The 11961-nt window shown below is 71.3% G+C and carries 11 protein-coding genes; 5 read left to right on the plus strand and 6 right to left on the minus strand.

Annotated features, from left to right (window positions below; genetic code table 11):
* Positions 1 to 94 precede the first annotated feature (94 nt).
* The gene (locus tag ITP53_RS09870) at positions 95 to 661 is read left to right on the plus strand and encodes a TMEM165/GDT1 family protein (RefSeq protein ID WP_195895019.1); all 567 of its coding nucleotides are present in this window, start codon (positions 95 to 97) and stop codon (positions 659 to 661) included.
* On the opposite strand, the gene ITP53_RS60180 is transcribed toward ITP53_RS09870, so the two are convergent.
* Together ITP53_RS60180 and ITP53_RS09880 are read right to left on the minus strand one after the other, a co-directional pair.
* Positions 658 to 3474, minus strand: coding sequence for an ATP-binding protein (locus ITP53_RS60180; protein WP_328814338.1), 2817 nt, complete (start codon positions 3472 to 3474; stop codon positions 658 to 660). The genes ITP53_RS09870 and ITP53_RS60180 overlap by 4 nt on opposite strands.
* Before the next feature lie 150 nt (positions 3475 to 3624).
* Positions 3625 to 3771: a hypothetical protein gene (locus ITP53_RS09880; protein WP_195895021.1), complete on the minus strand. Its 147-nt coding sequence runs from the start codon at positions 3769 to 3771 to the stop codon at positions 3625 to 3627.
* A 219-nt stretch (positions 3772 to 3990) separates the two neighbouring features.
* Here ITP53_RS09880 and deoC point away from each other — a divergent pair, with 219 nt between their 5' ends.
* The 4 genes from deoC to ITP53_RS09900 are packed head-to-tail and all read left to right on the plus strand — an operon-like array spanning position 3991 to position 7421.
* Positions 3991 to 4920, plus strand: coding sequence for a deoxyribose-phosphate aldolase (gene deoC / locus ITP53_RS09885; RefSeq protein ID WP_195895037.1), 930 nt, complete (start codon positions 3991 to 3993; stop codon positions 4918 to 4920).
* Positions 4920 to 6347: an aldehyde dehydrogenase family protein gene (locus ITP53_RS09890; protein WP_195895022.1), complete on the plus strand. Its 1428-nt coding sequence runs from the start codon at positions 4920 to 4922 to the stop codon at positions 6345 to 6347. Before deoC ends, ITP53_RS09890 begins: the two co-directional genes overlap by 1 nt.
* Positions 6348 to 6379: 32 nt before the next feature.
* Positions 6380 to 6583 carry a hypothetical protein gene (locus ITP53_RS09895; protein ID WP_195895023.1) on the plus strand — a complete coding sequence of 68 codons (204 nt, stop codon included), beginning with the start codon at positions 6380 to 6382 and terminating at the stop codon, positions 6581 to 6583.
* Positions 6576 to 7421, plus strand: coding sequence for an aldehyde dehydrogenase family protein (locus tag ITP53_RS09900; protein ID WP_195895024.1), 846 nt, complete (start codon positions 6576 to 6578; stop codon positions 7419 to 7421). Before ITP53_RS09895 ends, ITP53_RS09900 begins: the two co-directional genes overlap by 8 nt.
* A 5-nt stretch (positions 7422 to 7426) precedes the next feature.
* Here the strand turns inward: ITP53_RS09900 and ITP53_RS09905 are convergent, their stop codons facing one another.
* The 4 genes from ITP53_RS09905 to ITP53_RS09920 form a co-directional block, all read right to left on the minus strand.
* A complete protein-coding gene (locus tag ITP53_RS09905; protein ID WP_236050646.1) occupies positions 7427 to 8737 on the minus strand; it encodes an FAD-binding oxidoreductase in 1311 nt (436 codons plus the stop codon).
* A gap of 75 nt (positions 8738 to 8812) precedes the next feature.
* Entirely contained in the window at positions 8813 to 10252 is a 1440-nt protein-coding gene (locus tag ITP53_RS09910; RefSeq protein ID WP_195895026.1) for an amidase, read from the minus strand.
* Positions 10253 to 10345: 93 nt separating this feature from the next.
* Positions 10346 to 11014 carry a hypothetical protein gene (locus tag ITP53_RS09915; RefSeq protein WP_195895027.1) on the minus strand — a complete coding sequence of 223 codons (669 nt, stop codon included), beginning with the start codon at positions 11012 to 11014 and terminating at the stop codon, positions 10346 to 10348.
* On the minus strand, positions 11011 to 11961 hold a 951-nt coding region (locus tag ITP53_RS09920; RefSeq protein WP_328814339.1), incomplete at its 5' end, for an ATP-dependent helicase C-terminal domain-containing protein. The genes ITP53_RS09915 and ITP53_RS09920, both read right to left, overlap by 4 nt.

The raw sequence follows: 11961 nt of genomic DNA on the forward strand, positions 1-11961 counted from the left end.
GCATGTCGACAAGACGCTGCCGGGCCGAAGCCGTGCCCGAATCTCCCCGGGTCCCCCGCTTCCGGCTCGGCCGCGCGCGAGCGGAAGAGGACCGTTGGAAGCGTTCTGGATCAGTCTCGTCGCTATTTTCGTGGCCGAACTCGGCGACAAGAGCCAGCTCATGGCGATGACGTTCGCGACCCGTTTCAAGATGTGGCCCGTGCTCGCGGGCATCACGATCGCGACGACCGTCGTCCATCTGCTCAGTGTGGCGGTGGGCGGCCTCCTCGGGGACGCGCTGCCGACGACGGCCATCTCGGTGGTGGCCGGCCTGGCCTTCCTCGGGTTCGCCGCGTGGGCGTTGCGCGGTGACGAGCTCAGCGAGGAGGAGTCGCGCAAGGCCCAGCGCGCCGTCAAGAGCGCCCTGGTCGCGGTGACCGTGGCGTTCTTCCTGAGCGAACTGGGCGACAAGACGATGCTGGCCACGATCACGCTGGCGACGCAGCACGGCTGGGTCGGCACGTGGATCGGCTCGACGGTCGGCATGGTCGCGGCGGACGCGCTGGCCATCCTGGTCGGGCGGCTGCTGGGCCGGCACCTGCCGGAGAAGGTCATCCGGTACGGCGCCGCGGCGGCGTTCGCCGTCTTCGGTGTCGTACTGCTGGTGGAAGCGCTCCTCTAAAGGAGTGAGAGCCGGTGGGCGGCCGCCGCGGCTTCGCCGCGGGTGGTGGCGCCGAGCTTGGCCAGGATGTTCGAGACGTGCACGCTCACCGTCTTGGCCGAGATGAACAGCTCGGCCGCGATGTCCCTGTTCGTCTTCCCGAGCGTGACCAGCCGCAGCACCTCCAGCTCGCGCGGCGTCAGCAACTCCGACGGCTCCTGCTGCACGCCACCCACCCGCCGCGACAAGGTCTCGATCGCGTCGATCAGCGGGGTGGCCCGCAACGCCTGAGCCAGCGGCATAGCCACCTTCAGCCGGGCCGCCGCCCCCTCACGGTCGCCGCCGCGCGCGGCGGCCGTGGCGGCCCGCAGCAGGGCGTTGGCCTGGCCGTGCGGACGCTTGAGCCGCTCCCAGGCGGCCGCCGCGGCGTCGAAGTCCCCCGAGTACGCCAGCCGGTACGCCTCCGCGACCGGCCCGATGACCGACAGCTCACCGGCCACCCCGGCGGCCTGCTCCCGGATCGCCGCGACCCGCTCAGGCTCGGTGGCCTCGGCGGCGTCGCAGACCACGCGGAGCAGGGCCAGCAGCCGCCAGCCCAGCATCGCCTTGCTCGACTGCCTGGGCCGCGCGAGCACGTGCTCGGCCACCTCCACCGCGGCGCCCGGCTCGCCCCTGAGCAGGTGCCAGCAGATCAGCAGCCGCGCGTTGCAGGTGACGTCCTGGACGAACTCCTCCTCCGGGCGGCCCTTGAACAGCCCGATCTCCGACAGGATGCCCTCGGCCACCTCCACCTCGCCTCTGGCCAGCGCGATGTCGGCGCGCAGGCGCAGCAGGGCGTAGCGGGTGCGCAGGACGGGCCCGTGGCCGAGCGCGCCCTCGACGATCTCGATGGCCTCGTCCCAGCGGCCGATCGACTCCAGCGCCTCGGCCCAGTTGTTCTTGATGAACAGGCCGCTGCCGCGGAGCCGGCCGTACTTCTTGGACAGCCGCCAGCCGTCCTCCGACAAGCTCAGGGCCTCGTCCTCGCGACCCATGTCGATCAGCGCGTCGATGTTGTTGCTGATCGCCCTCGTGATCACGCGGCCGGACCTCTCCTGCAGCCCGATCTCCAGCGCCTGCTCGTTGACGGTGATCGCGGACTCCAGCTCGCCGCTGATCGAGTGACCGAGGGCCAGGTTCATCAGCAGGTCGGCTTCGAGGTGGCGGTCGCCGTGCTCCCTGACCAGGCGCAGGCCCTCGGCGACGAGCTCGCTCGCCTCGGCGATCTCACCGCGCAGCATGAGGTGGCGGCTCAGCGGCGCGACGACCTCCGCCCGGTCGACGCCGTCGGCGGGGACGAGCCGCAGCGCGTGCCTGAGGTCGTCGATCACGCCGAGCTGGCCCTTGGCGTTCTTGAACGCCGCCCGGCGCGCGATGAGCTGGGCCACCCGCCCAGGCTCCCGCGTCTCGTCCAGCTCCGCCAGGGCGGCCTTGACGAACTTCAGGCTCTTGTCCACGTCCCCGCCCGCGTTCGCGGCCACCGCGGCCCGTTCGAGTACGGCGGTCTGGTCGGCGCCGATGAGCTCGCCGGCGTCGGGGACCCGGTCCCAGAGCATGAGGACGCGTTCGAGCAGCGGGACGGCCTCGGTGTAGGCGAACGCCTTGTACGACTTGCCGGCCGCCTCCCAGGCGGAGATCAGCGCCCACTGGTCGTTGCGGGCGCCGTACCAGTGGTGTGCCAGCTCGACGGCGGCGCGGCCGGGCGGGACGAGCCCGCGGTCCTTGGAGATCTCCTCGGCGAAGCGGGCGTGCAGCCGCTGGTGCTCGCCGGGCAGCAACTCGTCGTGTACGGCCTCGCGGATCAGCGCGTGCCTGAAGACGTAGGCGCGGTTGTCGGCGATCTGCAGCACGTTGCCCGCGATGGCGGGGCGCAGCGCGCTCTCCAGCTCGACGTCGGACAGGCCGCTCACGGCGGCCAGCAGCGCGTGGCCGACCCGGATGCCGCCGGCGGCGGCGATGCGCAGCACGCGCTGCGTCTCCTCCGGGAGGCGCTCGACCGAGGCGAGGATGAGGTCCTGGATGGAGTCGGGGAACGTGCACTCCGCGCCGCCCTCCAGCAGCGCCTCGACGAACAGCGGGATGCCCTCGCTGCTCTCGTAGACCTTCTGGACCCTGGCGTATTCGGGAACCTTGCCGAGGATCCCGGCCATCTGCTGGGCGACCTCGTCCCGCGACAGGCGGGGCAGGTCGAGCCGGTGCACGCCGTTGACCCGGCCCAGCTCGGCCAGCACCGGCCTGAGCGGGTGCTGGCGGTGCAGGTCGTCGGAGCGGTAGGTCATGACGATCAGGACCTGCGGGGCGTGCAGGTTGCGGCTGAGGAAGGCGATGAGGTCACGGCTCGACCGGTCGGCCCAGTGGATGTCCTCGATGAGGAGGATGGTGGGGCGGAGCTCGGAGAGGCGTTCGAGGAGGGTGAGGAACTGCTCGAAGAGCCGGGCGCGGCCGGTGTCGGTCTCGCCGTCGCCGTTGGGCTCGCCGAACTCGGGCAGCAGCCGCGCGAGGTCGCGCTCGGCGCCGTCCGGCAGCAGCCCGGCGACCGCGGCGGGGCCCTGCTCCCTGACGAGCTGCCGCAGCGCGGCGGTGAACGGCGCGTAGGCCAGGCCCTCCGTGGACAGCTCCACGCAGCCGCCGAACAGGACGTGTGCGCCGTCGGCGGCGTGCTGCTCGGCGAAGCGCTGCACCAGCCTGCTCTTGCCGACCCCCGCCTCGCCCCCGAGCAGGACGGCTGTCACGTTGCCTTTGCGCGCCTCTTCGAAGCTCTCCGAGAGGGCCACCAGCTCCTCTTGCCGGCCCACGAAAATGGGACTGACAGAACGTCCACGCACATCGTTCAGCATGTCATGCCTCACTGATTGCTTTCGACGTGATTTCTGGTGGTATCCCAGATCAAGGTGGTACGGAAGCCCGGCCGCGAGGGTGGTTGCGGCCGGGCTCTCGTGCGGCGATCATGCGGAACGGCGCTTGCCGAACAGCGAGCGGCGCTCGGACTTGTTTCCCTTCATCGCCTCGCGTACGCGGCGGTGCTCGGCGGCGGCCTTGCGCAGCTCGCTCGCGTGGTTCTTCATGAGCTCGTATTCGATCTCGGGATTCACGGTGTCTCCTGCGGTTTCGTGCTTCTTCCTTGACACCTTCAAGACTGGGTCTAAGGCCCTGTCCGCCACATCGGGTGGATGCCTTATCTCTGGCACCGGCGTACCTACTTCCGGGCGTGCGAACGCCTAGGGCATGCCTACGACCAGGCCCCGAACGCCCTAAGGTGGTCCGGTTTGGAGGTAGCGGCCCTGGTCGGCGATGCTGTGAGGGTGTCAACTCTGACTACCTCGCTCGCGGACGTCGCCTCCTCCGACGCGACATTGCGAGCATTCCTGCACGGCCTGCCCGGTATCGACCGGGTCGGCGCGGACCAGCGGGCGGCGCTTCTCGGCACCCGTTCGATCAAGACGACAGCCAAGGCCCAGGCCATCGACCTGGCCATCTCCATGGTCGACCTGACCACTCTGGAAGGGGCCGACACGGCGGGCAAGGTGCGGGCGATGTGCACCAAGGCCATGCACCCGGGCGGCGGCGCCCCCAAGGTGGCGGCCGTCTGCGTCTATCCCGACCTGGTCGAGGTGGCGGCCGCGGCCGTACGCGGCTCGGGCGTCAAGGTGGCCTCGGTGGCGACCGCGTTCCCGAGTGGCCGCACCTCGCTCGAGGTGAAGGTGAGCGACACCGCGCTCGCGGTGGCGGCCGGCGCCGACGAGGTCGACATGGTGATCGACCGGGGGGCGTTCCTGTCCGGGCACTACATGAAGGTGTTCGAGCAGATCGTCGCGGTGAAGGCGGCCTGTGGTCCCGCGCATCTGAAGGTGATCCTGGAGACGGGCGAGCTGTCCACCTACGACAACGTGCGGCGGGCGTCCTGGCTGGCGATGCTGGCCGGCGCCGACTTCATCAAGACCTCCACGGGCAAGGTGTCCCCCGCGGCCACGCCGCCCGTCACGCTCGTCATGCTGGAGGCCGTGCGCGACTTCCGCGCCGCCACCGGCCGCCAGGTGGGGGTCAAGCCCGCGGGCGGCATCCGTACCACCAAGGACGCGATCAAGAACCTGGTGCTGGTCAACGAGACGGCGGGCGACGACTGGCTGTCCCCCGACTGGTTCCGGCTGGGCGCCTCTTCGCTGCTCAACGACCTGCTGATGCAGCGCCAGAAGCTGGCCACCGGACGATACGCCGGTCCCGACTACTTCACCCTGGACTGATGATGGCGATCTTCGAGTACGCACCCGCGCCCGAGTCGCGCGACGTCGTCGACATCAAGCCGTCGTACGGGCTGTTCGTCAACGGTGAGTTCGTGGACGGCTCCGGCGCCCCCTTCAAGACGATCAATCCGGCGACGGAGGAGACGCTGGCCGAGGTCGCCACGGCCTCCGCCGACGACGTGGACCGGGCCGTGCAGGCGGCGCGGAAGGCGTTCGGCGTCTGGAGCGCCCTGCCAGGGGCCGAGCGCGCCAAATATCTCTTCAGGATCGCCAGGATCATCCAGGAACGGGCTCGCGAGCTGGCCGTGCTGGAGTCGCTGGACAACGGCAAGCCGATCCGCGAGTCACGCGACGTGGACCTGCCGCTGGTCGCCGCCCACTTCTTCTACTACGCGGGCTGGGCGGACAAGCTCGCCTACGCCGGCTTCGGCGACCGGCCGCTGGGCGTGGCCGGGCAGGTCATCCCGTGGAACTTCCCGCTGCTCATGCTGGCCTGGAAGATCGCGCCCGCGCTGGCCTGCGGCAACACCGTCGTGCTCAAGCCGGCCGAGACGACACCGCTGACGGCGCTGCTCTTCGCCGACATCTGCCGGCAGGCCGACCTGCCGCCCGGCGTGGTCAACATCGTCACCGGGGCGGGCGAGACCGGCGCGGCCGTGGTCGCCCATCCCGACGTGAACAAGGTGGCCTTCACCGGCTCCACCGAGGTCGGGCGGATCATCGCGCGCACCGTGGCGGGCACAGACAAGAAGCTGACGCTGGAGCTCGGTGGCAAGGCGGCGAACATCGTGTTCGAGGATGCCGCCATCGACCAGGCCGTCGAGGGCATCGTCAACGGGATCTTCTTCAACCAGGGGCACGTCTGCTGCGCCGGATCGCGGCTGCTGGTGCAGGAGTCCGTACACGACGAGCTGCTGGAGTCGCTCAAGCGCCGGCTCGGCACGCTGCGGCTGGGTGACCCCCTGGACAAGAACACCGACATCGGCGCGATCAACTCCGCCGAGCAGCTCGCGAAGATCCGTTCGCTGAGCGAGCTCGGGGAGAGTGAGGGCGCACGGCGCTGGTCGCCCGCGTGCGAGCTGCCCGAGCGCGGGTTCTGGTTCCCGCCGACCCTGTTCACCGGGGTCGCGCAGTCGCACAGCATCGCGCGTGACGAGATCTTCGGCCCGGTGCTGTCCGTGCTGACCTTCCGCACCCCGGCCGAGGCCGTGGAGAAGGCCAACAACACGCCGTACGGGCTGTCGGCCGGCATCTGGACCGAGAAGGGCTCGCGCATCCTGTGGATGGCCGACCGGCTCCGCGCCGGCGTCGTCTGGGCCAACACGTTCAACAAGTTCGACCCCACCTCGCCCTTCGGCGGCTACAAGGAATCGGGGTACGGCCGCGAGGGCGGGTTGCTCGGACTGGAGGCATACCTCGATGTGTGAGCATGGGCTGCTCGGGCTGGAGGCGTACCTCGATGTGTGAGTACATCCGTGGCTGGCGGGGCCGCCGTGGCGAGCGGCGCGCGCAGGCCACTCGCGGTCACGCCTACGCCAGGGCCGGGCGTCCCGTACGCACCGGCTGGTACGCCCACCGCTGCGGCGTGAGCCGGTGCGGGCAGGTCTTCGTGCCGGTCCAGATGTCGCAGGAGTCAACGTGGAGGGGCCGGGGCGATGAGTAGGTTGTCCGTCAGAAAGACCTACAAGCTGTACATCGGAGGGGCGTTCCCGCGCTCGGAGAGTGGAAGGTCCTACCCCGTGACCTCGGCCAAGGGCGAGTTCATCGCCAACGCCTCGCGGGCCTCGCGCAAGGACGCCCGCGACGCCGTGGTGGCCGCGCGCAAGGCGTTCCCCGGCTGGTCGGGCGCGACGCCGTACAACCGGGGACAGGTCCTCTACCGCGTCGCCGAGATGCTGGAGGGCCGCCGCGGGCAGTTCGCCGAGGAGCTGGGCGGCGGCAAGCGGGCGGCGCTCGAGCGGGTGGACGCCACCGTGGACCGGCTGGTCTGGTACGCGGGGTGGTCGGACAAGATCGCCGCGGTACGCGGGGCGGCCAATCCGGTGGCGGGACCCTACTTCAACCTGTCCTCGCCCGAGCCGACCGGCGTGGTGGCCGTGGTGGCACCCGCCGATCCGCTGCTCGGACTGGTGTCCGTGGTCGCGCCGGTGATCGTGACCGGCAACACCTGCGTCGTGGTCGCCTCCGAGCCTTCGCCGCTCGCCTCCATCACGCTGGCCGAGGTCCTCGCCACCTCGGACCTGCCTGGCGGCGTCGTCAACGTGCTCACCGGGCGGCAGGCCGAGCTCGCTCCCTGGCTGGCAGCCCACATGGACGTCAACGGCATCGACCTGACCGGGGTCGAGGACGCCGACCTGGCGCTGCGCTGTGAGCAGGAGGCGGCGGAGAACCTGAAGCGCGTGCTGCGCCCGGCCGGCGAGGACTGGGCGGCCGATCCGGGGACCGGCCGGATGACGCGGTTCATGGAGACCAAGACCGTCTGGCATCCGGTCGGCATCTGAGCAACTCAGGCCGGCGGAACGGCGTGGCCCAGCCGGAAGAGGTGCGCGGGGTCCCACTGGGACTTGAGGGCGGTCAGGCGCCGGTAGTCCTCAGGCTCGTAGGCCTTGCGCACCTCTTCCTGGGTGGCGTTCTCGCCGTACAGGAAGTTGAGCGCCCGGCCGCCCGTGGACCACGTCTCCAGCGCCCGCCTGACCTTCTCGTGCGCGAGCCGCGGCGTACGCGTCTCCGTGCCGGGGGCCAGACCGGGGGACAGCACGCCCACGAGATACTGTGCGTCCCTGTTGCCCACCGAGTTGGGGGAGCCCTGCGGCTTCGACAGCGCGCCGCCGAGGTGGCGGATCTCGACCACCCGGCCGGGCACGTCTAGCAGCGGGTCCACTGCCGCCGGCGGCAGTTCGCGCAGCAGGTCGTGCGTCGCGAAGAACCCGGCGGGGCCCTTGGGATCGTTGTGGATGGCGCCGGAAGCGGTGTAGGGGAGCTCGCCCACCGTGTCCACCAGCCGTGGGCCGATCGCGCGCAGGGGACGCAGCAACGCCTCGCCCTCCTCGCTCTCCCCGGTGAAGGAGACGCGCACGTGGGCGACCGTGCGGCCGCGGAACGGGGCGGGCGCCTGCGGAAGGTCGGGGAAGGGGATGATCGCGACCGAGGACGTCATCTCGTCCGGCAGCGCGCGCGTCCAGTCCGACCAGGTACGCAGGGTGTCTCCCACGAGACCGGCGTCGAAGTAGAGCCCGCCGCCGTACAACCGCTCGACCGGGACGAGGCCGATCTCCAGCGCGGTCACCACGCCGAAGTTGCCCCGGCCGCCCACCAGGGCCCAGAACAGGTCGGGGTCGCCGTCGGGGGTGACGTGCCGCGCCCGCGCGTCGGCGGTGACCACGTCGATGGCCCGCACCTGGTCGGCCGCGTAGCCGTGGCGCCTGGCCATGAGGCCGATGCCGCCGCCCAGCGTGTACGACACCGCCCCCACGTGCGGGGACGAGCCGGACAAGGGGGCCAGACCGTGACGGGCCGCCTCCTCGATGACCTGCTGCCACCGAACGCCCGCCTCGATCCTGGCGGTGCCTGCGGCGGGGTCGACGGTGACGGCGTCCATCCGGCCGGTGGTGATCAGCAGGCCGCCGGAGGTTGTGACCGGCAGGCCGTGGCCGGTGTTCTGAACGGTGACCGGCAGGCCGTCCGCGGCGGCGCGGGCCACGGCCCGCCTGACGTCGCCGGCGGTCGTGGCGGGAACGATGAGGTCGGGTTCGTGCGGGGCGAGGAGTTGGTATCCGGTGCGCTCGGCGTCGTATTCAGGGTCGGTTCTGCGAATCATGGCTTCCATAGGATTCCAGGATGCGGAGCCTGAAGCCATAAGTCCAAGAGATAGATCGTATGCCGATCAGAAGCGCTAGTTATAGCCGGGTGGCCGGACCGGAGGGTGGGCCGACTGGAGTTGCGCGGCCAGGCCCAGGAGATGAGGCTCCCCGCCGGGCGGGGCGACGATCTGCACGCCGATGGGCAGCGCGCTGGAGTGCGTGGCCAGGGGGACGGTGATCGCGGGCCAGCCGCACATGTTCCAGGCGCTCGTCGCGGGGGCGAACCTGACATTGGCCACCAGGCTCCGCAGGAAGCCGCGATCGCCCCGGCGCCCGGCCGCGGGCGGGACGGTGGCCAGGGCGGGCATGATCAGGGCGTCGGCGTTGCCGAACCACTGGTCGGCCCCGTACGCCCGCCAGCGCTCGCGGCCCTGTGCGCCGGTCAGCCCCATCGCGGCCAGTGTCCGGCCGGCGCGGGCGAGCGCGCGGCTGCGGCGCTGGAGCGACCCCCGGTCCAAGGGCTCGGCGGACGTCGCGGCGTTGGTCAGCCAGGTGGCGATCGTGGCGGCGCCGAGCGAGGTGGGCAGCCTGCGGCCGTGCTCGACGATCGTGTGCCCGGCCACGCGTAGCGTCTCGGCCGCCGCGCGGACCGCGGCCTGGAACTCCCTGTCCATCGGCAGGCCAGGCGGCAGCGGCTGAGGGGCGTACGCCACCCGCAGGTCGAACGGCTCCTGGCTCTCGTTCGGCGGATGCGGCTCCCACACCTCGTCGTCGTCGCTCCACACCGAGCGCAGCATGGGCGGGCGCGGGTCCACCCGCCGGCCGGACCGCCACGCCTGCACCAGCGTCGGGTCGCCGGCCAGCACGGACAGCGCGAGCGCCAGATCGGCCGCGGTCGTGGCCAGGGGGCCGTTCTCGGTCAGTCCGCCCCAGTCGTTCACCATCGGAGGGACGACGCCGGTCCCCGGCTTGACGGCCAGCACGCCGCAGCAGGCCGCCGGGATGCGCAACGAGCCCATCCCGTCGTTGCCGAGCGCGATCGGCACCATGCCCGCCGCCACCGCCGCGGCGCTGCCCGACGACGAGCCGCCGGCCGTCCGCGACGGGCTCCACGGGTTGCGTACGATGCCGAAAGGGCTGTCGTCGAACGCGGCCAGCCCCAGCTCGGGCAGGTTGGTCACGCCCACGATCACCGCGCCGGCCGCGCGCAGGCGCGCGACCGTCTCGTGGTCCGCGGGCGCGGGGGAGTCCGGCGTGGCCGTCGAGCCGCAGCGCATGGACTCGCCCGCCACCTCCAGGTTGTCCTTCACCGCCACGGGCACTCCCGCGAGCGGCAGCTCCGCCAGGTCGCGGCGTTTCCCCAGCGCCGTGGCCTCGTCCACCGACTGCTCTCTGACCAGCCGGAACGCCCCTACCCGGGAATCCCGCTGCGAGATGGTGTGAAGGTGCTCCTCGACGACGGTCGTGGCCGTGACATCGCCGTTCCGGACGGCGGTCGCGATCTCGGTAGCGGTCCTGCCTGCCCACAACATGCCTTGAGTGTGCAGCTTTTCGCTCGTTGTTGCGAGCTGGTGTGATCAACCCGTGAGCGGACCGTCACCTGCCGTCCGTCGGCGTTCCGCCGCTTATGACCGGAGCCACACGCGCAGCGGGCCGATCGTGGTGAAGCCGTGCGCCACGGCGGGCTCAGGGTCGGTCTCGTAGCCGGCCAGCGGGCGGCCGGGGAACAGCTTGGCCGCCATGGTGAGACTGCCCGACCAGGCGGCGTCGATGAGCGTGTCGACGGCGTACACGTTGGAGATGCCGGCCACCTGGTCGCTCGCGTTTAGCACCGAACCGCAGATGATGTCGCCACCGATCCTGCCCGCCAGCACGACCGCCTCGTCCAGCAGCTTGGGCAGGAACAGGTCTGTCACCTCTCCGCCGAAGCACGCCTGCTCCCATTCGCGCAGGGTGGCCGCGTCCCCCACGACCTCCCACGCGACGTCGGTGTCCGCCAGGCTTCGCGGGGCCGGGTGGTAGATCCACTGGGCCTCGAACAGCACGTCGAAGTCCGGCAGGTCGAGCGTGGCGAAGCTGTCCTTGACCGAGGCGCCGGGACCGGCGTCGATGTGGCCGAGCACGTCGTCCACGGTCGCCTCGGGCGTCAGGGTGACGGCGTCCGGATAGTACAGCGGGGTCCTGCCGGTGCTGGTCCAGGCCTGGCCGCCGAACGTGCCCGGCGAGCCGTGCGCGCGGCACATCATGTCGCACCAGTCGGCGTTGTTGCGGGCTGCGGCCGCCACATGCGTCATGTACGGCTCCTGTTGGTACGGCGGGTGGGGGGTGCGCTGAGTGGGTCATCCGGCCAGGGATGCTTGGGGTAGCGGCCACGCAGCTCCGCGCGTACGGAACGGTAGCCCTCACGCCAGAACGATGCCAAGTCGGCCGTCACGGCCACCGGGCGGCCCGCCGGGGAGAGCAGGTGCACCAGGACGGGCACGCCGGCGATCTCCGGCGTCTTCTCCCAGCCGAACAACTCCTGCAGCTTCACCGCCAGCACCGGTTGCTCGCCCGAGTAGTCCACGCGGATCTGCGAGCCGCTGGGCACCTCGACGCGTTCTGGGGCCGTACGGTCCAGGCGTTCGCTCCACGGGATCAGGCGTTTCAGTGCCGCCGCCACGTCTATGCGTTCGAGGTCGGCCCGGCGGCGGGCTCGGGACAACTCGGGCTCCAGCCACTGATCGGCCAGGTCGATGAGCGCGTCCATCGACGGCCATGGGGGGCCGACGGCGCGATGGCAGAAGGCCAGCCGGTCCCTGAGGTCCTTGGCCTGTTTCGTCCAGGTCAGGAGGTCTTCTGTGCGGAGGCCGTACAGGATGGCCTCGCGGACGTCGGCGTTCTTGAGCGGGGTGGCTGACAGCTCGATCGCGCCCAGCCGCTCGACCCGGCGGGCCGACACGTCGCCGCGCCGCTCGCCCGGCGGGGTACGCCACTCGACCTCGTCCTCCGTCACCGGGGTGATCGCCAGCCTGGCGGTGGCCTCGTCGATCGCCACGGCCTGCCTGATGCGCGCCGAGGCCGAGCCGGCAGGGCGGTCGGCGATCGCGATGGCCAGCCATGGGGCGGTGTGCAGCCTGGACCCTTCTGGCAGCCGCGCCTGGGTGCCGGAGGCCATGAGGTACCCGCCGCCGCGCCTCCGCGCCACCCGCTCAGGAAACGCCAACGCCACCGCCCTCCCAGCCATCCCCTCATCCACCCC

The sequence above is a fragment of the Nonomuraea cypriaca genome, assembly GCF_015645445.1.
In the GTDB taxonomy this organism is placed as follows: Bacteria; Actinomycetota; Actinomycetes; order Streptosporangiales; family Streptosporangiaceae; genus Nonomuraea; species Nonomuraea cypriaca.